Source organism: Mesorhizobium sp. Arg314 (assembly GCF_053714275.1).
On the sequence record NZ_JBSKBP010000001.1, the window covers coordinates 292,216 to 314,018 of the forward strand.

Sequence of the window (21,803 nt, forward strand, 5' to 3'; positions counted from 1 at the left end):
CCTACTGGCTCGCCCAGACGATGCGCGCCACCCATTCAATATCGCGCGCCGGGATGTCCCGGTCCGGGTGGGCGGGGTTGAGCGAAACCAGCACGATCGACTTCACGGTCTGCCGGTCGAGCACCTTGGCCATCACCTCGCCGGCGGTGGTCTTCACGACGACACGGTCGCCCTTGCGCGTCGGCGCGCCCGGTTCGACGATCAGCACGTCGCCATTGCGGTAGAGCGGCAGCATGGAATCGCCTTGCACCTGCAGCGCGTAGGACGTCTCGGTCGCCCGCGCTGGAAGCTCGACCAGATCCCAGCCCTGCCCCGCCGGATAGCCGGCATCGTCGAAGAAGCCGCCCGCACCGGCCTGGGCGAAGCCAAGCAACGGAACGGCGCTGCGCTGTTGGGTTATGGAGTCGACGCCGCGGCCTTCGACCAGTCCGGTGAATTCCTCGAGCGAAGCGCCGGTGGCCTCGATGATCTTGGCCAGCGATTCGGTCGACGGCCAGCGCGGCCGGCCGTCGGACGACAGGCGCTTCGACTTGTTGAAGGCCGTCGAATCGAGACCCGCGCGCCGGGCGAGGCCGGAAGCCGACAGCGAATAGCGCTCGGCGAGTGCGTCGATTGCGGCCCAAACGCGGTCGTGTGAGAGCACGCGCGCTCTCCTTCAAACAGGAAAAAATGCCTCGATCCTGTCTAGCGCGCAGTCACGCCCTTGTCCACCGGCCTAGCCGGCGGATCGTTAAGAATGCCTCATGCCGGCCGGACGGCCAGACCCTCAAGGCAGGCGGGCCGTCCTCACCTTGACGGCTAAAGCGCGTCGCGCTGAACCGGATTCAGGCGACGCGCTTTAATTCTTTGTTTTGATGCATGTCGTTGTCCCAGAACCGCTGCACACTTCCGGGCGACATGCATAGATGATGGTCTTTTCGGATGAGGTGGCCGATTTCCTGCTCGGCAAGTCGGCCTGAGCCGCTTCGAGGCGCGATCAGGCCCCCTTGGCCTGTTCGCGCAAATTCCGGTGCGAAAGCATGAACGCCCGCTCGGCTTCGGTCGACGGGCGTGGACTGGCGGCGTGGCCGAGCGCCGCAACGACCTGGTCGATGTCGAGGAAGCGACGACCACCGAGATCATAGACGCCGCCCGTGGTCAGAATCAGCGCCGCCGTCTCACCATTGTCGAGAACGAAGCGGTGCCGGCCGATGACGGACGTATCTTCCCAGGTCTCGATCGACGAGACCACCTCGAAGCGGCGCCACAGCTTGATCTCGCGCACATAGGCCACCTGCAGCCCGCCGATCATCGGCGCCCAACCGTTGCGCCTCGCCAGAGCGATCAGGCCTATGCGCAGGAAGATATCGATGCGGCCAAGATCGGCCAGCATCATGTAGCGGGCATTGTTGAGATGCAGGTTGAAGTCGATGTCGATCGGCAGGCAGCGAAAGGCCAGCCGGCTTTCGTCGCCGACCCGGTAAGGGCCACGGCTCGACGCCGTGGCCATGGTGCGGGCCATGCGCCCCCAGACATACATCGAAAGGGCTTAGGCCGCCTGCTTGACCTCGCCCTTCTGGTAGGGGTCGAAGCGCTGGTAGAAGGTCTCGCCCTTCTCCGCCATGTCGAGCAGAAGCTTCGGCGCCTTGAACTCGGCGCCATACTTCTTCTGCAGGCCCTTGGCGATCTTGACGAAACGCTTGGCGCCAATGCCGTCGATATAGGACAGCGCGCCGCCGGTGAAAGGCGCGAAGCCGAAGGCGAGGATCGAGCCGACATCGGCTTCGCGCGGATCGGTGACGATGCCTTCCTCCATCACGCGCGCCGCTTCCAGCGCGATGGTGACCAGCAGGCGCTGCTTCAGCTCCTCATAGTCGACCTCCTCTGGCTTCATCTGCGGATAGAGATCCTTCAGGCCTGGCCACAGCTTCTTTTTCGCCGGCTTCGCCGGATAGTCGTAGAAACCCTTGCCGTTCTTGCGGCCGAAGCGGCGATGTGTGTCGACCATGGTGTTGATCAGCGCCATCTGCCTGGGGTCGACAGCCTTCTCGCCGAGATCCCTGATGGTCTGCTTCATGATCTTCTGGGCAAGGTCGACGGCGGTCTCGTCGGTCAGCGCCAGCGGGCCGACCGGCATGCCGGCAGCCTTGGCGGCGTTCTCGATCATTGCCGCCGGGACGCCTTCGATCAGCATCTTGTAGGCTTCCGACATGTAGCGCAGCACGCAGCGGTTGACGTAGAAGCCGCGCGTGTCGTTGACGACGATCGGCGTCTTCTTGATGGCGCGCACGAAGTCGAACGCGACGGCCAAAGCCTTGTCGCCCGTCTTCTTGCCGAGGATGATCTCCACCAGCATCATCTTGTCGACCGGCGAGAAGAAGTGGATGCCGATGAAGTTCTTCGGCCGCGCCGAGTTCTTTGCCAGTGCGGTGATGGGAATAGTCGAGGTGTTGGAAGCGAAGATCGCCGACGACTTCAGCACCGCCTCCGCCTTCTCGGTGGCCTCCTTCTTGACGCCTGAATCCTCGAAAACCGCCTCGACGACGAGATCGCAGCCGGCAAGGTCGGCATAGTCCGCCGTCGGCGTGATCAGCGACAGAAGCTTGTCCTTGTCTTCCGGTTTGGCGCGGCCCTTCTTGACCTGATCGGCCATCAGGCTGTCGGAATGCGCCTTGCCCTTCTCGGCCGACGGCAGATCACGGTCGAGCAGCACCACCGGAATGCCGGCCCGTGCAGTCACATAGGCGATGCCGGCGCCCATGAAGCCGGCGCCGAGGATGCCGATCTTCTTGAACTTGGTGTCCGGCACGCCGGCCGGCCGGCGCGCGCCCTTGTTCAGCTCCTGCAGCGACAGGAACAGCGAGCGGATCATCGCCGCCGCTTCCTTCGACTGCATGATCTCGGTGAAATAGCGCTGCTCGATCCTGAGCGCCGTATCGAAGGGCACCAGCAGGCCTTCATAGACGCATTTCAGGATCGCGGCCGCGGCCGGATAGTTGCCGTAGGTTTCGCGGCGCAGGATGGCGATGGCCGGCGGCCAGAGATTGGCGCCTGCCGCCGAATAGATCGGCCCGCCCGGCAGCTTGAAACCCTTCTCGTCCCAGGGCGCCACCGGCTTCAGGCCGTTCCTGATCATCGCCTTGGCGGTCTCGACGAGTTTCGAAGGCTCGGCGATCTCGTGGATCAGGCCCATCGACTTCGCCTTCTGCGGCGAAAGGTTCTGGCCTGTGGTCAGCATCTGCAGCGCCTGCTGCTGGTCGGTCAGCCGCGGCACGCGCTGGGTGCCGCCCGCGCCGGGGAAGATGCCGATCTTCACTTCGGGCAGCGCCATCCTGACCTTGTCGGAATCGGCGGCGACGCGGCCGTGGCAGGCGAGCGACATCTCGAAGGCGCCGCCCATGCAGGTGCCGTTGATCGCCGACACAAACGGCTTGCCGCAAGTCTCGATCTTGCGGAACAGGCCGGTCATGTAGCCGGCATTGTCGAACAGCGCCTTGGTCGCCTTTTCGAGGTCCTTCTCCTTGTCGACGGCGAAAGTCGCCAGCATCTTCTGCAGCATGGCGATGTCGGCGCCGCCGGAGAAAGAGTCCTTGCCGGAGGTGATGACCGCGCCCTTGATGCCGGCATCGCCGGCCACGTGATCGACGATGGCGTTCAACTCGCGCATCACCTCCTCGGTGAACACGTTCATCGAGCGGTCCGGCATGTTCCAGGTGACCAGCGCAATGCCGTCGGCGTCGATATCGAGGGTAAAATTGGTGTAGCTCATTTCTTCTCTCCCCGTCAGACGCGTTCGATGATGGTTGCGGTGCCCATGCCGGCGCCGATGCAGAGCGTGACCAGCGCGGTGTTGAGATCCCGGCGCTCCAGCTCGTCAAGCACCGTGCCCAGGATCATGGCGCCGGTGGCGCCGAGCGGGTGCCCCATGGCGATCGCCCCGCCATTGACGTTGATCTGGTCGTGCGGGATCTCGAAGGCCTGCATGTAGCGCAGCACGACGGAAGCGAAAGCCTCGTTGAGCTCGAACAGGTCGATGTCTGACAGCTTCATCTTGGCGCGCTTCAGGAGCTTCTCGGTGACGTCGACCGGACCGGTCAGCATCAGCACCGGCTCGGAGCCGATATTGGCGAAGGCGCGGATGCGCGCGCGCGGCTTCAGGCCCATCGCCTTGCCGGCCTTCTTGGAGCCGAGCAGCACGGCGGCGGCGCCATCGACGATGCCGGACGAGTTGCCGGCGTGGTGGACGTGGTTGACCTCCTCGACTTCCGGATGCTTCTGGACGGCGACCGCGTCGAAGCCGCCCATTTCGCCAGGCATGACGAAGGACGGGTTGAGCGAGGCCAGCGACTGCATGTCGGTCGAAGGCCGCATATGCTCGTCATGGTCGAGGATGGTGAGGCCGTTCTGATCCTTGATCGGGATCACCGACTTCTTGAAGCGGCCATCAGCCCAGGATTTTGCGGCGCGCTTCTGGCTCTCGACGGCATAGGCATCGACGTCGTCGCGGCTGAAGCCGTATTTGGTGGCGATCAGGTCGGCCGAAATGCCCTGCGGCACGAACCAGCCGGGCAGGCCGACGGACGGGTCCATGAACCAGGAACCGCCGGACATGCCCATGCCGACGCGCGACATCGATTCGACGCCACCGGCGATGACGATCTCGTCCGCCCCTTGGGCGATCTTGGCGGCGCCGAAATTGATGGCGTCGAGACCCGAGGCGCAGAAGCGCGAGATCTGCATGCCAGGGGCCTTGGTGTCGTAGCCGGCCTCGAACGCCGCGGCACGCGGAATGACGGAGCCCGCCTCACCGACCGGGTCGACGCATCCGAAGATGATGTCGTCGACATTGCCGGTGTCGAGCCCGTTGCGGTCGCGCAATGCCTCGAGCGTCCTGGCGGCGAGCCGTACCGCCGGCACCTCGTGCAGCGAGCCATCCTTCTTGCCCTTGCCGCGCGGCGTGCGCACGGCGTCATAGACGTAAGCCTCAGTCATTTTCGTGCTCCTTGGCTTTGCCGGTCGCCGCGCTCAGAGAGAGCGCCCGATCAGCAATTTCATGATTTCGTTGGTGCCGCCGTAGATGCGCTGGACGCGGGCGTCGCGGTACATGCGGGCGATCGGATATTCATTCATGTAGCCATAGCCGCCATGCAATTGAAGGCATTCGTCGACGACTTTGCCCTGCAGGTCGGACAGCCAGTATTTGGCCATCGAGGCGGTGACCGGGTCGAGGCCGCCATCGATGTGGCGGGCGACGCAGTCATTGTAGAAAACGCGGCCGATCGTGGCCTCGGTCTTCAATTCGGCAAGCTTGAACTGGGTGTTCTGGAAATCGATGACCGCCTTGCCGAAGGCCTTGCGTTCCTTCACGTAGTCGATGGTGAGCGCCAGCGCCCGCTCGATCATGGCGATCGCCCCGGTGCCGATCTGCAGCCGCTCCTGCGGCAGTTGCTGCATCAGCTGGACGAAGCCGTTGCCCTCCTCGTGGCCGAGCAGGTTGGAGGTCGGCACACGCACGTCGTTGAAGAACAATTCGGAGGTGTCGTTCGACTTCAAACCGATCTTGTCGAGATTGCGGCCGCGCTCGAAGCCCTCGGCCTCGTCGGTTTCGACGACGATCAGCGAGGTGCCCTTGGCGCCCTTGTCCGGATCGGTCTTGGTGACGACGATGATCAGATTGGCGAGCTGGCCATTGGTGATGAAGGTTTTCGAGCCACTGATCTTGTAATGGTTGCCGTCCCTCTCGGCGCGGGTCTTCACGCCCTGCAGATCGGAGCCGGCGCCGGGCTCGGTCATGGCGATGGCGCCGATCAGCTCGCCGGTCGCAAGCTTCGGCAGCCATTTCTGCTTCTGCTCCTCGGAGCCGTAATGCAGGATGTAGGGTGCTACGATCGAATTGTGCAGGCCGATGCCGAAGCCGTCGACGCCAACATGGCCGATCGCCTCGATGATGGCGCTCTCATGCGCGAAGCTGCCGCCCGAGCCGCCGTATTTTTCCGGCATCGAGGCGCAGAGCAGGCCGGCAGCACCCGCCTTCAGCCAGCTCTCGCGATCGAACATCTCGTTCTTCTCGAATTCGTCGTAGCGCGGCGCAATCTCTTCCGCCATGAAGCGGGACGCCATGTCGTAGAGCATGCCGACCTCGTCCGCCGCCCAGGCGGGCTTCGGAAGACCAAGAATTTCGGCTGGGTTTGTCGCCACGATTTCCTCCGCGTTCCGACAATTGTGGGCCGGCGGTGCCGGCCCGCCAAACTAGAACGCTTCCGCCGGCAGCGCCATCAGCGTGTCCGCGCCACTGGAAATGCGGGCGAGACGCGTCGCCGTTTCAGGCATGATGCGCTCCATGAAGAAGCGCGCCGTCGTGAGCTTGGTGTCGTAGAACGCCGAAGCGCCATTGGCGCCTTCCGCGAGCTTCGCCTCAGCGGATTTCGCCATCTGCGCCCACATATATCCCAGCGCCACCAGGCCGAAGAGGTGCATGTAGTCGGTCGAGGCCGCACCCGCATTGTCGGGCTTGGCCATCGCGTTCTGCATCAGCCACATGGTAGCCGCCTGCAGGTCGTTGAGCCCCTTCTTCAGCGCCTTGGTGAAGGACGCCATCTTCTCGTCGGCGCGGTTTTCCTCGCAGAACTCGCCAACCTCCTTGAAGAAGGCCTGGACGGCTCGGCCGCCATTCTGCGCCAGCTTGCGGCCGACGAGGTCGAGCGCCTGGATGCCGTTGGCGCCTTCATAGATCATGGCGATGCGGGCATCGCGTACGAACTGGCTCATGCCGTGCTCTTCGATATAGCCGTGGCCGCCGAACACCTGCTGCGCCATCACGGCGTGATCGAAACCCTTGTCGGTGAGCACGCCCTTGACGACCGGCGTCATCAGGCCGGTGTAGTCGTCGGCCGCCTCGCGGTCCCTGTCGTCGCCAGAGCGATGCGCGACGTCCGACTTGATCGCCGTCCACAACGCCAGCGCACGGCCGGCCTCGTTGAAGGCCCTCATGGTCATCAGCGAGCGACGGATGTCGGGATGGACGATGATCGGGTCAGCCTTCTTGTCCGGCGCCTTGGCGCCCGAGAGCGAGCGGCCCTGGAGCCGGTGCTTGGCGTAGGAAACGGCATTCTGATAGGCGATCTCGGAGACCGAAAGCCCCTGCAGGCCGACGCCGAGGCGGGCCTCGTTCATCATCGTGAACATGGCCTTCAGGCCGCCGTTCAATTCGCCGAGCAGCATGCCCTCGGCCTCGTCATAGTTCATGACGCAGGTCGAGTTGCCGTGAATGCCCATCTTCTCCTCGATCGAGCCGCAGGAGAGTGTGTTGCGCTGGCCGGGATTGCCCGCGGCATCGAGCTTGAACTTCGGCACGATGAACAGCGAGATGCCCTTGACGCCTTCCGGCGCGCCCTCGGCGCGGGCCAGCACCAGATGGACGATGTTGTCCGACATGTCGTGCTCGCCGGCCGAGATGAAGATCTTCTGGCCGGAAATCTTGTAAGTGCCGTCGCCGTTGGGGACGGCCTTGGTGCGCAGCAGGCCGAGGTCGGTGCCGCAATGCGGCTCGGTCAGGTTCATGGTGCCGGTCCAGATGCCCTCGATCAGCCTCGGCAGCCAGGTTGCCTTCTGCTCGTCCGTACCGTGGGTGACAATGGCCGCGATCGCGCCCTGCGTCAGGCCGGGATACATCATCAGCGCCATGTTGGCGGAGATCATGTATTCGGAGACGGCGGTGTGGACGGCGTAAGGCAGGCCCTGGCCACCGAACTCGGCAGGCGCGGCAAGCCCCATCCAGCCGCCTTCGCGATACTGGTCGTAAGCGTCCTTGAAGCCCTTGGGCGTCGTCACCGAGCCATCGTCATGGCGCACGCAGCCTTCCATGTCGCCGACACGGTTCAGCGGATGCATGACGTTCTCGGCAAGCTTGGCGCCCTCGGCAAGGATCGCCTCGACCACATCGGGCGTCGCGTCGGAGAAACCCGGAAGATTGGAATAGCGCTGATAGCCCAGCACGTCGTTGAGCACGAACAGCGTGTCCTGGATCGGCGCCCTGTAGATCGTCATGCCTTCCTCCACCCTTATAGTCCCGGCCGGCAAGTTGCCTTGTCCTCGTCCTGGACAGGAGGCCGGGCCAATGTCGATGCCCGGATAGCAAATATTGACGTTTGCGTAAACGTCAACTTCGTCGCAGCCAAAAAATTTTGTGAGCGGTCAGGCATTGTGGCGACAAAAAAGCCGCGCGGCTATAGCCGCGCGGCTCTCCGTTTCCGGGATCGTCGCTGTTGAACGCGAGCGTTCAGCCGGCGGCGCTGGCCTGCGGCGCCGCAGTGCGTTCGACGAGCATCTGGCGCACCGCCGTCATCGACGTGCTCAACTCGTTGATGGCGTCGTCGATCAGCGCGCGCTGCTTCTGCAGGCGGGCGAGCTGCTTCTCCGACTTGTCGAGCGCCAGCCGCAACTGCTTGGTGTTGGTGCCGGTCGGATCGTAGAGATCCATCATCTGCTTGACGTCGCGCAGCGAGAACCCGACCTTGCGGCCGAGCAGGATCAGCTTCAGCCGAGCCTTGTCGCGGCGCGTATAGAGACGGGTCGAGCCGTCGCGATGCGGGTTGAGAAGGCCCTTGTCTTCATAGAAACGCAGCGTGCGCAGGGTCACGCCGTATTTCTTGGCCATCTCGCCGATGCGGACGAATTCCTCGCCTGCTTCAGCTGGAATGTCATTGGTATTAGCCGCGGCTTCGCCGGGCGAAACAAGTTTCATGGTCACTGGCTTTCCCCTGGCGGCGTCGCGGTCGCGGACCAAGCGTCGCCTGAATGGAAGCGGGGGCGTGCTTCCAATCGTGGTTGCAACAAGTCAATCGCAAGAGGCACGGCTTCGCACCTTTTACGTTTACGTCAATTCTATACCGACAGCCGCGAGGTGACGCAAGGGCGTTGTCAAAACGGACCTTTATGCCGCACCCGGCAGGCGGCCCATGATTTATGCGCGGCTCTTAAGCTTGGTTAACGCCTTGTTTACCACGTTGGGCGAAATGTGCGCATGTCGGTCACCCGTGTTTATCCTGTAGCGAATTTTTCACGGTTTTTCGAAGCGCGGGTGAAAACCCGGGAAGCTCGTCTTCCTCCGCAGCAAAACCGCTCGGCTCGCTTCGTTCCCGGCAGGCTACTGGGAAGCCGGTCTTTGGCCGGCCATTCTGAACACGGGCGCATCGATGAACAGCAAGCGGTCCTATCTCGATACACTCAACGCCGGCAGGCAACGCCGGTCGCACGCCTCGCTCGAAGAACTGAACCGCTCGCTCGAAACGCTGGAGCAGCGGCTGGACCGCACGCGCGCCGACATGCCCGATCGCCCCGACTTGCGGCGGCCGCCCGTCGAGCCGCGTTATCCCAGCGCCCAGCCTTATGGCCAGCCGCGCTGGTACGAAGATCCCTATTCCGCGCAAAGGCCTCTGGACCGGGCGCCGCAAAGTCCGGCGCCGCAGACCCCTGGCTCACAGGCTCCAGGCCCGCAGAATCCGCGGCCGCAATATCGCGCTCCGCAAAATCCGGCGCCCGCCGCACCTGCCTTCGGCCAGAGCTATCAGGCGATCGCGCGCGACATCGATCAGGTGCGCGGCCAGGAAGACAGCGTCGCCATGGTCGGCAAGATCGCCGTCGAGCTGCGCGGGCTGCGCGAGGAACTGCGCCACCAGATGACCGTCGGCCTGCAGCGCGAATTCGAAGCGTTTCGCCAGGACATCGACCGTGCCATGCAGGCCAACAGCCAGCGCGGCGCCAACGGCCTGCCGGACAAGAGCAGCGCCGAGCTCGGCCTCGAATTCGAACGGCTTTCGGGCGCCATCCAGACGCTCGCCGAAAAGAGCGACGACCGCAGCGTCAACCTGCTGCGGCTGGAACTGGAGCAGGTGAAGGGCGCGCTCGACACGCTGGCCCGCGAGGAAAGCGTTCAGAAGGTGGACCGCCGCTGGGACGATTTCGATCGCCGCTGGAGCGCCTTCGAGGACCGCGTCGACGCCGATCAGCGCAAACGCGCCGAAGGTCCGGGCCTTTCGGTGCTGACCGACCGGCTCGAGCAGATCAGCAGCGCCGTCAACAGCCTGCCGGAATCGCTTTCGCTACGCTCGCTGGAGGAAAAGGTGCGCACGCTTGCCGGCGCGGTCGACCGTTTCGCCGGCCAGCAGACCGTGCGCGGCGGCGAAACGCTCGCCATGATCGACGAGCGGCTGGATGAGATTTCGCGCGCCATCGTCGCCTCGACCGTGGCCGCGCAGGCCAACGCCTTCGATCCTGAAACCTTCGGCCGGATCGAGAAGCGCATGGCCTCCCTGGCGGTGCAGATCGAAGAGGTCGCGCAGTCGCGGCCGGGAGCGGAGGTCCTCGACCGCCTCAGCCTTCTCTCCAGCCGCGTGGACCAGCTGGCCGGCCGCGCCGACCTGCCCGAGCAGGCCATGGAGCGGCTGGGCAAGCAAATCGCGCTGATCACCGACAAGATGGACAGCGCGCCGGCCATGCCCGACGCCGATCATATCTTCCAGGGCCTGGAGCAGCGCTTCGACGCTCTGTCCATGCTGCTTGAGCGTCGCCAGGGCGATGCGATGGAACAAGGCAATCTCCTGTTCCGTGATCTCGAGCGTCGGCTGGACGAGGTCGCCGACAGGCTCGACCAGCGCATGCGCCAGGACGACAGCGCCGGCATCATGGAAGCGATCGACGCCCGCTTTACCGCGCTTGCCCAGCGCATCGAGACACGCGCGCCGGATCCCGCCAGCGACATGGCGATCCGCGGACTGGAAAGCCGGCTCGAGGATATTTCCAGCCGGCTGGAATCGTCGGCGCAGCAGGTCGCGGGCATCGATCCGGCCCTGATCCGCAGCCTGGAAGCCCAGGTCGCCGGTCTGTCGGCGCATCTTTCCAAGCCCGGCACGCCGCTGCCCGAATTCGAAGACATCGGCCCGCGTCTCAACGAGATCGAGAAGTCGCTGGCCGGCACACGCGATTCCATCCTGAGCGTGGCGCGCGAGGCGGCCGAGGGCGCCGTCAAATCGCTCGCCGAGTCGACTTCCAGCACCGCCCAGACCAATGCGATCGCCGTTGCCGGCCTTGCCCAGGACTTGAAGACGCTCGAAGCGCTGACCCGCCGCTCGGACGAGCGCAACTCGCGGACATTCGAGGCGATCCACGACACGCTGCTGAAGATCGTCGATCGGCTCGGCTCGCTGGAAACGGATGAAACCAGCGAAGCGGTGAGCGAACTGGTCGATCCGCAACCGGCCGGCAAGCGCGGCGGCCGCGGCGGCAAGATCGCGGTGCAGGACGCGCCTTCGATGGATATCGACCAGCCACTGCCTCTTACGGGAGACATGGCCAGTCTTGAAGGCCGCGCCGCGGCGATCATGCGCGAAGAGCCAGATGCGCCGCGCACGCCTGCGCAGGCTGCGGCAGCAGCGGCCATGGCTGCGCTCGGACCGGATGTGGTCGGCGACAAGAGCGAGACGGCCGGCCGCAAGAGATCGATGTTCGGCGGCCTGGCGCGCGCCTTCAAGGGCAAGAGGGATGCGGATACGCAGCCGCTTGCCGGCTCGGCACCGGTCGGCGACGTGCCAAGCGTCGACATTGACGAACCACTCGACCCCAAGGCCGCCAACCGGCCATTGGAACCCGGTTCCGGCGCGCCGGACCTCAACGCCATCATGAAGCGCGTGCGCGACGAACGCGGCGGCCAGCCGGTCAGGCGCAACGAGAGCGATGCCGCGAAGTCCGATTTCATCGCCGCGGCCCGCCGCGCGGCCCAGGCGGCCGCCGCGGAAGCCGACACGCTGAAGCGGCAATCGACCATGACCGGCCCGGTGAAGGCGCTGAGGATCGGCGACCTGCTCAAGGCGCGGCGCAAGCCGATCCTGATGGCGGCGGCCGCGATCATGATGGCGCTGGCCGGCCTGCAACTGGGCAAGGCCTTCTTCTCCGATCCCGTCGCAGTGGCCAACAACCAGCCCGCCCCGATCGTCTCCGCGCAGACGGTCGATACGGCTTCGCTAAATGCTACCGCCGCGCCGAAGGCCGACACGCCGAAAGTCGACACGGGGACCGCACAGGCCGAAAGCGCCCCGGCCCGCCCCGTCAGGCAGGCCGAGCCCGTCCAGGACACGGCACCGGCCGCTTCTATCCCCTCAAGTCCTGAAAATGCCGCCGCCATGCCCGCCGAGCCGGCACCGGCGCCTTTGGCGCTTGCGATGCCTGCCGAACCTGCGCCGATGGCTTCGGCGACGCCGGCCGAACCTGCCGCCGCGGCCGCCACCGCGACGGACACGGATGGCGACACGCGGCCGATGGCCAAGGAACCGGCGACGACCAGTCCGGCGGCCGACGGCGCAGTAGCCGGCGTACCGGCGGCCACCACCGCCGACACGACAGGCGCCGTGCCGCCGGCCGGGAGCCAGCCGGCCGCGGCCAAATTCGACATTCCTTCAGAAATCGGCCCGGTGGCGCTGCGCGACGCAGCCGCCGGCGGCGACGCCAAGGCGCTGTTCGAGATCGGCTCGCGCTACGCGGAAACGCGCGGCGTGAAGGAAGACATGAAGGCAGCCGCCAAATGGTATGAGCAGTCGGCTGAGCTGGGCTTCGCGCCGGCCGAATACCGCATCGGCAATTTCTACGAAAAAGGCATCGGCGTCGCGCGCGACATCAAGAAGGCCAAGACCTACTACCAGCTCGCCGCCGAACAGGGCAACGCCAGCGCGATGCACAATCTGGCCGTGCTGTTCGCCATGGCCGCGGACGGGGTGACCGACAATGAATCGGCGACGCACTGGTTCCAGGAAGCCGCGGATCTCGGCGTCAAGGACAGCCAGTTCAACCTCGGCATCCTGGCCGCCAAGGGCGTCGGCATGAAGCAGAACCTGGAAGAATCCTACAAATGGTTCGCGCTGGTCGCCAAGACCGGCGACAAGGACGCCGCCGCCAAGCGCGACGAGATCGCCAATGCGCTGCGGCCCGAGCAGCTCGAGCGGGCGCGTGCCGCCACGGAGCTGTGGAAGGCCAAGCCGCTCAACCCGGCCGCCAACTCGGCCGACGTTCCGGAGTCCTGGCAGGACTCGACGCCACAGACCACCGCCGGCATCGACATGAAGAAGGCGGTGAAGAACATCCAGCTGATCCTCAGCAAGAACGGCTACGATGCCGGCGGCGCCGACGGCGTGATGGGCGGCAAAACCAAGAACGCCATCATGGCCTTCCAGACCGACAATCAGATGAAGCCTACCGGGGAGATCGACGCACCGCTCGTCAAGGCGCTGCTGGCGCACAAATAACGGCAGACGCGTCGCATACGCGACGCCTTGCCACACATTTGCCTGTTAACTGATTGAGATGGTTTTTGTTTCGACGCGGCGGCAGGGTTTGGCCCTGCCGCCGCGTCGGTGCAAGAAAAAATTGGCTTTTCGTGCTTTATTGTCCGGGGACGGCACTATGCGCCGACAGACAAACTGATCGAGACAGACGGGTGGGCATCTATCTCCCGATCGCGGAAATTTCCGTCAACGTCTTCGTGCTGCTGGCAATGGGCGCGGCGGTGGGCTTCCTGTCGGGCATGTTCGGGGTCGGCGGCGGCTTCCTGATCACGCCGCTTTTGATCTTCTACAACATCCCGCCGGCGATCGCGGTCGCCACCGGCGCCAACCAGGTCATCGCCTCCTCTTTCTCCGGCGCGCTCTCGCACTTCAAGCGCGGCACGCTCGACTTCAAGCTGGGTGGCGTGCTGCTGGCCGGCGGCATCGTCGGCTCGACGGCCGGCATCTTCGTCTTTGCGCTCTTGCGCCGCCTTGGCCAATTGGACCTGTTCATCTCGCTGCTCTACGTCGTGCTGCTCGGCACCGTCGGCGGGCTGATGCTGGTCGAAAGCGTCAATGCGCTGCGCGCCAGCCGCAGCGGCGCGGCGCCCGTGCTGAAGAAATCCGGACAGCACAACTGGATCCACCGGCTGCCGTTCAAGATGCGCTTCCGCGCCTCGAAGCTGTTCGTCAGCGTCATCCCGGTGCTTGGGCTCGGAGCCGGGATCGGCTTCCTGTCGTCGATCATGGGTGTCGGCGGCGGCTTCATCATGGTGCCGGCGCTGATCTACCTGCTCAAGGTGCCGACCAATGTCGTTATCGGCACTTCGCTGTTCCAGATCATCTTCACCTCGGCCTACACGACGCTGGTGCACGCCACGACCAACCAGACGGTCGACGTGATCCTGGCCTTCCTGCTGATGGCCGGCGGCGTCGCCGGCGCGCAATATGGCGCCAAGGCCGGCCAGAGGCTGCGCGGCGAACAGTTGCGCGCGCTCTTGGCGATGCTGGTGCTGGCCGTTGCCATCCGCCTTGCCGTCGATCTCTTCGTGACGCCGCCCAATCTCTATTCGCTTACCGCCGCGGGCCTCAACTGATGGCGGGATTGAGAGCATTTGCAGCCGCCGTCTCGTTGTCGATGCTCTTTGCCCTTTCCCCGGCGACCGCGCAGACGCCGCCCGCCGAAAGCATCCAGATCGGCCTGTCGACCGACGCCATTTCGATCACGGCGGGTTTCTCCGGCGCCGACCTGACGATCTTCGGGTCGTTGGAAAATCCCGACCCGCTGGTCGCGCGCCAGGGGCGCTACGACGTGATCGTGGTGCTCGAAGGGCCGCCACGGCCTGTCGTGGTCCGGCGCAAGGACCGGGTGCTCGGCGTCTGGATCAACCTGGAGTCGGAGACGTTCGAGAATGTGCCGGTCTCTTATTCCGTCGCAACCACGCGGCCGCTGCAGGACATCACTGAGCCTGCCAAATACAAGCAGCTCTCGCTCGGCGCGCAGAACCTCTACATGAAGCCCGCCGACGAGACCGACAGCCCGGCCACCATCGAGGAATTCACCGCGGCGCTTCGCGACCGCAAGGCGGCGACGGGCCTCTACAGCGAGAATGTCGGCGGGGTGCAGTTCCTGTCGCAGAACCTGTTTCGCGCCACTGTGCGCCTGGCGCCCAATGTTCCAGTCGGCACGCACAAGGCGCGCGCGTTCCTGTTCAAGAGCGGCCTGTTCATCAAGGAGAGCTCGGCCCAGCTCGAAATCCGCAAGTCCGGTTTCGAGCAGTCGGTCTTCCGCGTCGCGCATGACTATTCCTTCCTCTATGGCGTTTTCGCCATATCGCTCGCCATGCTGACCGGCTGGCTGGGCCGGCTCATCTTCCGCAAAGATTGACGTTTCCCGGGAAAAATGGGGCGACCCATTTTTCCGTGAAAAGGGGTTTCCCTTCAAGCGATCATGCGATAAACCGCCGCCTCCCAGCCCAAGGTAAGCACGCACGATCAATTCGGCAGAGCGGTCCGGCCATCCGGATGACGGCGCGCTTCGCGTCATTGGCAATCCTGCCACAAGGCAAACGACAGGAGGCTGCGATGCAATCGGCATTCGGCGGCATCGATTTCGGCACGTCCAATTCCACGGTGGGCGTGATCCGCAACGGCCGGGCGCGACTGGTGGCGCTGGAAGGCGAGCAGCCCACCTTGCCAAGCGCCGTGTTCTTCAACTTCGAGGACGGCTTCACCTATTTCGGCCGCCGCGCGATCAGCGACTACACCGATAGCATCGAAGGCCGTCTGATGCGCTCGCTGAAGAGCGTTCTCGGCAGCTCGCTTGCCGACGAGAAGACGCGCATCAAGGCGCGCCAGATCGGCTTCATCGACATCATCGGCCTGTTCATCGACCATCTCAAGAAGAGGCTGGAAGAAGACGCAGGCGGTCCGGTCGAAAGCGTCGTGCTTGGCCGGCCCGTGCAGTTCGTTGACGACGACACGGCTGCCGATGCGAAGGCACAAGGCGAGCTTGAAAAGGCCGCCCATGCGCAAGGCTTCAAACATATCGCCTTCCAGTTCGAGCCAATCGCGGCGGCGCTCGACTACGAGCAGAAGGTCGCCCGTGAGGAGCTGGCGCTGATCGTCGACATGGGTGGCGGCACCTCCGACTTTTCGATCGTGCGGGTCTCGCCGGAGCGCGCCCGCTCGACCGATCGCAAGGCCGATATCCTTGCCAATCGCGGCATCCATATCGGCGGCACCGACTTCGACCGGCTGCTCAGCATCGGCCATGTCATGCCCGAGCTCGGCTATCTGACGCGGACCAAGGACCACAAGCGCAACCTGCCGGCGGCCTATTTCATCGACCTCGCGACCTGGCAGCGCATCAACCTCGTCTACACCGCCAAGGCGATGAACGACCTGCGACAGATCCGCTACGAAGCCGAGCGGGCCGACCTCGTCGACCGCTTCGTCCATGTCGTCGAGCATCGCTACGGCCATGCGCTGGCAGGACTGGTCGAAAGGGCGAAGATCGCGCTGACCGACCAGCCTTCGGCCGAAGTGAAGGTGTCGCTGCCGGGCGCGCGCTTCGCGGCCGAGATCACGCGTGCCGGCCTTGAGGAGACGATCCGCGGCGACATCGAACGCGTGGCCGCTACAGTCCAACAGACGATTGCCGACGCCGGCGTTGCCGCCTCGGCCATCACCGCCGTGTTCCTCACCGGCGGTTCAACCGCCATCCCACTGGCGAAGCGGCAGATCCTTTCGCTGGTGCCGCAGGCCTCCGTCATCGAAGGCGACATGTTCGGCTCGGTCGGCCTCGGCCTGGCGCTCGACGCGCAGCGCAAATACGCGTGAGCGTTTCTGATGCAAGGTAGCCGCGGGGGTTGTCCATCAGGTAGCGATGGCATGCCCGGAGGTTGGACGAAACGCCCGTGACGTCGTCATCCACGGGCGGAGCAGGGAGCGAAGCGACGCGGCGCAGACCCGAGGATCCATGCCGTGACTTCAGAGCGCTGCTAGGGTGCAGAATTCTGCTCCGTTGAGCTCCTCGGCCAAGGTAACGGCATGGATCCTCGGGTCTGCGCTCCGCTTCGCGTCGCTCCGCCCGTGGATGACGAAGTTCGCAATCTTCGGCCAATCGCGAACGTTCGCGATGGATCTGCAATCCAACGACGCAATCCGGCCGCGCCCTGAGATCAGCCGAGCTTCCCGCTAAGATGCGCCTTCAGCGCCATCTGGGCGAGGCTCGCCTGGCGGTCGCGGTGCGTGATCATGGCGAAGTCGCGCTTCAGCAATTCGACCGGCACGGCCCTGAGGCTGCCCTCCGCCAGCGAGCGCGCGACAACGAGTTCCGAGATGATCGTAGCCCCCGCGCCGGCCTCAACCGCCTGACGCACTGCCTCGTTGCTGGGCAGAACGAGGAAAATCTGCAGCTCCGCCGGCGGGACGCCCTGACTGTGCGCGAAATCCTCCAGCGCCTCGCGCGTGCCCGATCCGCCTTCCCTGATGATCCAGCGCAATGCCCTGATGTCGAGGTTTCCCGCTCGCGTCATCGGAATCTCAGGATGCGAACGGGCCACCACCAGCATCGGATGGTCCTCATCGACCGTGGCGCGGCGCAGGATGTCGGACTCGGTGCGGCCCTCGACCAGCCCGAAATCGGCGCGGCCGTCCAGCACATTGGTCTCGACCTGCCTCGTGTTGCCGATCGTCACGCTCAGCTTCACTGCAGGATAGGCCTCATGGAAGGACGCCAGGCGACGCGGCAGCCAGTAGCTGGCGATGGTCTGGCTGGCCGCGATCGACAGGCTGCCGGCGACGGTCTGCGAGACATCCTCCAGCACGCCGCGGGCAGCCGCGGCGCGATCCAGGACCGCCTTCGCCTCCGGCAGGAAGCGGTGGCCTGTCTGGGCCAATTCGATGTTGCGGCCGACCCGGTTGAACAGGCGCACGCCGTGCTGGCTTTCGAGCGCGCGGATGGCGGCCGATGCCGCCGACTGCGAGATGCCGAGCCGCTCGGCGGCCTTGGTCATGTGGCCGTGCTCGGCGACGGCGACGAATATGCGCAACTGGTCGAGGGTCATGGGCTAACTAAGAAGCAAAATCGATCGGAATTACAAGAGCTGCTTGTTAGACGGATCAATTGCTTTGTTCTAAGTTTTTGCCGGAAGATGGAAAAAATTGGCCGTCTTACGCCAAGAGTTGGAAATGGCAGGGCGCTTCAAATCCCTATTCGCGCATTGGAGCCGCCGGCTGAAGCGGCAGCTCGCCGGCGAGCGCTATCATCCCGAGCTCCACTACATGCGCGGCCCGGGACCTAAGACAAAGGCCAAGATGGCGAACGGCAAGAGCGTTCGCGAATCATGAGCAAAGCCGCGCCGCGCGGCGCCAATTCCGCCCCCTCGCAGCGGCCTCTGGCCGACAGCCGAGCGCCGAATGAAGGCGACGGCGTCGAGACCTCGCCAAACGTCTCCGACCGCATCGCCAAGACCACCTGCTACATGTGCGCATGCCGCTGCGGCATCGATGTCCATATCAAAGACGGCAAGGTCCGCTACATCAACGGCAACAAGGACCATCCGGTGAACCGCGGCGTGATCTGCGGCAAGGGCAGTTCAGGCATCATGCAGCATTACAGCCCGGCCCGGCTGAGGAAGCCGTTGCTGCGCAGCGGACCGCGCGGCTCGGGCGAATTCCGCGAGATCGAGTGGGACGAAGCGCTGACCATCGCCGCCGAAAGGCTGTCGGCGATCCGCCGCACCGACCCGAGGAAACTCGCCTTCTTCACCGGACGCGACCAGTCGCAATCGCTGACCGGCTGGTGGGCGTCGAAGTTCGGTACACCCAATTTCGCCGCGCATGGCGGCTTCTGCTCGGTCAACATGGCGGCGGGCGGGCTCTACACGATCGGCGGCTCGTTCTGGGAGTTCGGCGAGCCCGACTGGGACAACACCAGATACTTCATGCTGTTCGGCGTTGCCGAGGACCATGATTCCAACCCGATCAAGATCGGCCTCGGCAAGCTCAAGGCGCGTGGCGCCAAGGTGGTTTCGATCAACCCCTGCCGCACCGGCTACAATGCGATCGCCGACGACTGGATCGGCATCCGCCCCGGCACCGACGGCCTGTTCGTGCTGGCGCTCGTCCATGAATTGCTCAAGGCCGGCCGCGTCGATCTCGACTATTTGCTGCGCTACACCAACGCGCCGGTGCTGGTCGTGCAGGAGCCGGGGGCCGCCGATGACGGGCTGTTCGTTCGCGACGCCGACGGCAATCCGCTTGCCTGGGACAGGGTGGCGAAGCGGCCGGTCAATGCAGCCGACCCTGAAGCAAAGCCGGCGCTGACCGGCAGCTATGACGTCGGCGGACAGCGCTGCGTGCCGGTGTTTCAGCTCATGGCCGAGCGCTATCTCGGCGAGACCTACTCGCCGGACGCCGTGGCGGAGCGCTGCGGTGTTGCCGCCGAGACGATCAGGCGCATTGCGGCCGAACTGGCGCATGTCGCGTTCGAACAGACCATCGAACTGCCGGTCGCCTGGACCGACTGGGCGGGCCGCCGGCACGAGACGATCAAGGGCCGGCCTGTCTCGATGCATGCCATGCGCGGCATCTCGGCCCATTCCAACGGCTTTCATACCTGCCGCGCCATCCATCTCTTACAAGTGCTGCTGGGCACGGTGGACGTTCCAGGCGGCTTCCGCTTCAAGCCGCCCTATCCCCGTTGCGCGCCCCCTGGTCCCAAGCCATGCGGCAAAAACGTTCGGCCGATGACGCCGCTCGACGGCATGCCGCTCGGCTTCGTCTGCGGCCCGGACGATCTTCTGGTCGACGAGGCCGGCCGGCCTACCCGGATAGACAAGGCCTATTCATGGGAGGCGCCTTTGGCCGCGCACGGGCTGATGCATAGCGTCATCCGCAACGCCTGGGCCGGCGATCCTTATCCGATCGACACGCTGATGATGTACATGTCGAACATGGCCTGGAACTCGTCGATGAACACCGTCGAGACGATTCGGATGCTGACCGACAAGGACGAGGCGGGCGCCCACAAGATCCCCTTCATCATCTATTCCGACGCCTATTATTCCGAGACGGTGGCTTTCGCCGATCTGGTGCTGCCCGACACCACCTATCTCGAGCGGCATGACTGCATCAGCCTGCTGGACCGGCCGATCAGCCATGCCGACGGTCCGGGCGACGCCATCCGCCATCCGGTGGTGCAGCCGGACCGCGATGTGCGGCCGTTCCAGTCGGTGCTGATCGAGCTCGGCGCGCGGCTCGGCCTGCCCGGCTTCGTCGACGAGGACGGCTCGGCGAGATATCGCGACTATGCCGATTACATCGTCAACCATCAGCGCACGCCCGGCATCGGTCCGCTCGCCGGCTGGCGCGGCAAGAATGGCGACGCGATCGGCAAGGGCGACGTCAACCCCAACCAGTTGCAGCGCTACATCGACAATGGCGGCTTCTGGCACCACGATTTTTCCGACGACCAGCGCTATTACAAGATGGGCAACCGCTCCTATCTCGATTTCGCGGTCGAGATGGGCTTTATCCCGAAGGCCGAGCCTATCGTCTTTCAACTCTACTGCGAGCCCATGCAGCGCTTCAGGCTCGCCGCGCGTGGCCAAGGCAAGGTCCAGCCGCCGGAAGCTGAGCGCGGCCGCATCGAAGCCTATATGGACCCGCTGCCGTTCTGGTATGCGCCCTTCGAGGAGGAGACCGTCGATCTTGAAAAATATCCGCTGCATGCGCTGACGCAGCGGCCGATGCACATGTACCATTCCTGGGGCTCGCAAAATGCGTGGCTGAGGCAGATCACCAGCCAGAACCGGCTCTTCGTCCATCACCAGACGGCCGCCGGGCTTGGCCTAGACGATGACGACTGGGTGTGGATCGAGAGCATCAATGGCCGGGTGAAGGGCCAGATCAAGCTGATCGACGGCGTGAACCCGGATACGGTCTGGACCTGGAACGCTATCGGCAAGCGGCGCGGCAGCTGGGGGCTGAAGGACGATGCGGCGGAGTCCAACCGCGGCTTCCTGCTCAACCACATCATCGGCGACCAGACGTCGGCCGATGCCAACGGCAAGCGCTATTCGAATTCGGATCCCGTCACGGGACAGGCGGCATGGTTCGACGTGCGCGTGCGCATCGTCAAATGCGCGCCGCAGGAAGCCGGCTTCACCGAGCCGCAATTCGAGCGCTTCCGTCAGCCGCCACATATGGAAGCGTCACCGGACGTTCTTCGCTTCGGCGCCGCGTTTCGCATGAAGAGGGAAGCCGCCGAATGACCTGCCTTCCCGCCCAAACCGAGAAAAAGCTCGGCCTCGTCATCGACCTCGACACCTGCGTCGGGTGCCAGGCCTGCGTAACCGCCTGCAAGGAGTGGAACACGGGCGGACACATGGCGCCGCTGACCGACATCGACCCGTATGGCGGACATGTCGACGGCGTCTGGTTCAATCGGGTGCACAGCTATGAGCACACGACGGAATTCGGCGGCCGCACGGTGAACTTCCCGCGCTCCTGCCTGCATTGCGAGACGCCTGCCTGCGTCACCGTCTGCCCGACCGGCGCCTCCTACAAACGCGCCGCGGACGGCATTGTGCTGGTCGACGAGGATAAATGCATCGGCTGCAAATTGTGCAGCTGGGCTTGTCCCTATGGCGCGCGCGAGTTCGACACCGATGTCGGCGTGATGAAGAAATGCACGCTCTGCGTCGACCGCATCTACAACGACAATCTGGCCGCGGAGGATCGCGTGCCGGCTTGCGTCGCCGCCTGCCCGACCAGCGCCCGGCATTTCGGCGACCTCGGCGATCCGGCCTCGGCCATCTCACAGCTTGTCGAGGAGCGTGGCGGCGTCGCGCTGATGCCGGAGCTTGGCTACAAGCCGACCAACAGATACCTGCCACCGCGTGCCCGCAGCGAGCGCGCGGCGAAGGTGGACGCGCCAGCGCTGGAGCCGATCCGGGCCGAGGGCGGTTTCCTCGGCTGGATCGACCGCATGTTTTCGAACTAGCG

Annotated in this window: 15 protein-coding genes; 7 read left to right on the top strand and 8 right to left on the bottom strand. The window is 64.8% G+C overall.

Annotated features, from left to right (window positions below):
* Nucleotide 1 precedes the first annotated feature (1 nt).
* The 7 genes from ACWGS9_RS01325 to ACWGS9_RS01355 all read right to left on the bottom strand — a co-directional run bounded on the left by ACWGS9_RS01325 (nucleotide 2) and on the right by ACWGS9_RS01355 (nucleotide 8,722).
* The gene (locus ACWGS9_RS01325) at nucleotides 2-643 is read right to left on the bottom strand and encodes a S24 family peptidase (protein WP_454503530.1); all 642 of its coding nucleotides are present in this window, start codon (nucleotides 641-643) and stop codon (nucleotides 2-4) included.
* Between the two features lie 333 nt (nucleotides 644-976).
* Entirely contained in the window at nucleotides 977-1,519 is a 543-nt protein-coding gene (locus tag ACWGS9_RS01330) for a thioesterase family protein (RefSeq protein WP_454503531.1), read from the bottom strand.
* Nucleotides 1,520-1,528: 9 nt separating this feature from the next.
* Nucleotides 1,529-3,748, bottom strand: a complete 2,220-nt coding sequence (locus tag ACWGS9_RS01335; protein ID WP_454503532.1) for a 3-hydroxyacyl-CoA dehydrogenase NAD-binding domain-containing protein — start codon at nucleotides 3,746-3,748, stop codon at nucleotides 1,529-1,531.
* 14 nt (nucleotides 3,749-3,762) lie between these two features.
* Complete coding sequence (locus tag ACWGS9_RS01340; RefSeq protein ID WP_454503533.1) at nucleotides 3,763-4,971, bottom strand: acetyl-CoA C-acetyltransferase; 1,209 nt, start codon at nucleotides 4,969-4,971, stop codon at nucleotides 3,763-3,765.
* A gap of 33 nt (nucleotides 4,972-5,004) precedes the next feature.
* Entirely contained in the window at nucleotides 5,005-6,177 is a 1,173-nt protein-coding gene (locus ACWGS9_RS01345) for an acyl-CoA dehydrogenase family protein (protein WP_454503534.1), read from the bottom strand.
* Between the two features lie 51 nt (nucleotides 6,178-6,228).
* The gene (locus ACWGS9_RS01350) at nucleotides 6,229-8,025 is read right to left on the bottom strand and encodes an acyl-CoA dehydrogenase (protein ID WP_454503535.1); all 1,797 of its coding nucleotides are present in this window, start codon (nucleotides 8,023-8,025) and stop codon (nucleotides 6,229-6,231) included.
* 232 nt (nucleotides 8,026-8,257) lie between these two features.
* Nucleotides 8,258-8,722 (bottom strand): MerR family transcriptional regulator, encoded by a 465-nt coding sequence (locus ACWGS9_RS01355; RefSeq protein WP_320214328.1) that lies wholly within the window; start codon nucleotides 8,720-8,722, stop codon nucleotides 8,258-8,260.
* Nucleotides 8,723-9,173: 451 nt separating this feature from the next.
* Here ACWGS9_RS01355 and ACWGS9_RS01360 point away from each other — a divergent pair, with 451 nt between their 5' ends.
* The 4 genes from ACWGS9_RS01360 (at nucleotide 9,174) to ACWGS9_RS01375 (ending at nucleotide 16,631) form a co-directional block, all read left to right on the top strand.
* Complete coding sequence (locus ACWGS9_RS01360) at nucleotides 9,174-13,271, top strand: peptidoglycan-binding protein (protein WP_454503536.1); 4,098 nt, start codon at nucleotides 9,174-9,176, stop codon at nucleotides 13,269-13,271.
* Between the two features lie 191 nt (nucleotides 13,272-13,462).
* The gene (locus ACWGS9_RS01365) at nucleotides 13,463-14,386 is read left to right on the top strand and encodes a sulfite exporter TauE/SafE family protein (RefSeq protein ID WP_140629510.1); all 924 of its coding nucleotides are present in this window, start codon (nucleotides 13,463-13,465) and stop codon (nucleotides 14,384-14,386) included.
* Nucleotides 14,386-15,177 carry a TIGR02186 family protein gene (locus tag ACWGS9_RS01370; RefSeq protein WP_454503537.1) on the top strand — a complete coding sequence of 264 codons (792 nt, stop codon included), beginning with the start codon at nucleotides 14,386-14,388 and terminating at the stop codon, nucleotides 15,175-15,177. Before ACWGS9_RS01365 ends, ACWGS9_RS01370 begins: the two co-directional genes overlap by 1 nt.
* A gap of 197 nt (nucleotides 15,178-15,374) precedes the next feature.
* Nucleotides 15,375-16,631: an Hsp70 family protein gene (locus tag ACWGS9_RS01375; RefSeq protein ID WP_454503538.1), complete on the top strand. Its 1,257-nt coding sequence runs from the start codon at nucleotides 15,375-15,377 to the stop codon at nucleotides 16,629-16,631.
* 341 nt (nucleotides 16,632-16,972) lie between these two features.
* Here the strand turns inward: ACWGS9_RS01375 and ACWGS9_RS01380 are convergent, their stop codons facing one another.
* Entirely contained in the window at nucleotides 16,973-17,860 is an 888-nt protein-coding gene (locus ACWGS9_RS01380; RefSeq protein WP_454503539.1) for a LysR substrate-binding domain-containing protein, read from the bottom strand.
* A 124-nt stretch (nucleotides 17,861-17,984) separates the two neighbouring features.
* Between ACWGS9_RS01380 and ACWGS9_RS01385 the strand changes: the two genes are divergently transcribed.
* The 3 genes from ACWGS9_RS01385 to ACWGS9_RS01395 are packed head-to-tail and all read left to right on the top strand — an operon-like array spanning nucleotide 17,985 to nucleotide 21,801.
* Nucleotides 17,985-18,143 (top strand): hypothetical protein, encoded by a 159-nt coding sequence (locus tag ACWGS9_RS01385; RefSeq protein ID WP_320214313.1) that lies wholly within the window; start codon nucleotides 17,985-17,987, stop codon nucleotides 18,141-18,143.
* Nucleotides 18,140-21,070, top strand: a complete 2,931-nt coding sequence (locus ACWGS9_RS01390) for a molybdopterin oxidoreductase family protein (protein WP_454503540.1) — start codon at nucleotides 18,140-18,142, stop codon at nucleotides 21,068-21,070. Before ACWGS9_RS01385 ends, ACWGS9_RS01390 begins: the two co-directional genes overlap by 4 nt.
* Nucleotides 21,067-21,801: a 4Fe-4S dicluster domain-containing protein gene (locus ACWGS9_RS01395; protein WP_454503541.1), complete on the top strand. Its 735-nt coding sequence runs from the start codon at nucleotides 21,067-21,069 to the stop codon at nucleotides 21,799-21,801. Before ACWGS9_RS01390 ends, ACWGS9_RS01395 begins: the two co-directional genes overlap by 4 nt.
* Nucleotides 21,802-21,803 lie beyond the last annotated feature (2 nt).

Coding starts and splice junctions, on each gene's coding strand:
- ACWGS9_RS01385 (WP_320214313.1), top strand. CDS start 17,985: ATGGCAGGGCGCTTCAAATCCCTATTCGCGCATTGGAGCCGCCGGCTG.
- ACWGS9_RS01335 (WP_454503532.1), bottom strand. CDS start 3,748: ATGAGCTACACCAATTTTACCCTCGATATCGACGCCGACGGCATTGCG.
- ACWGS9_RS01380 (WP_454503539.1), bottom strand. CDS start 17,860: ATGACCCTCGACCAGTTGCGCATATTCGTCGCCGTCGCCGAGCACGGC.
- ACWGS9_RS01330 (WP_454503531.1), bottom strand. CDS start 1,519: ATGTATGTCTGGGGGCGCATGGCCCGCACCATGGCCACGGCGTCGAGC.
- ACWGS9_RS01340 (WP_454503533.1), bottom strand. CDS start 4,971: ATGACTGAGGCTTACGTCTATGACGCCGTGCGCACGCCGCGCGGCAAG.
- ACWGS9_RS01370 (WP_454503537.1), top strand. CDS start 14,386: ATGGCGGGATTGAGAGCATTTGCAGCCGCCGTCTCGTTGTCGATGCTC.
- ACWGS9_RS01355 (WP_320214328.1), bottom strand. CDS start 8,722: ATGAAACTTGTTTCGCCCGGCGAAGCCGCGGCTAATACCAATGACATT.
- ACWGS9_RS01375 (WP_454503538.1), top strand. CDS start 15,375: ATGCAATCGGCATTCGGCGGCATCGATTTCGGCACGTCCAATTCCACG.
- ACWGS9_RS01360 (WP_454503536.1), top strand. CDS start 9,174: ATGAACAGCAAGCGGTCCTATCTCGATACACTCAACGCCGGCAGGCAA.
- ACWGS9_RS01395 (WP_454503541.1), top strand. CDS start 21,067: ATGACCTGCCTTCCCGCCCAAACCGAGAAAAAGCTCGGCCTCGTCATC.
- ACWGS9_RS01350 (WP_454503535.1), bottom strand. CDS start 8,025: ATGACGATCTACAGGGCGCCGATCCAGGACACGCTGTTCGTGCTCAAC.
- ACWGS9_RS01390 (WP_454503540.1), top strand. CDS start 18,140: ATGAGCAAAGCCGCGCCGCGCGGCGCCAATTCCGCCCCCTCGCAGCGG.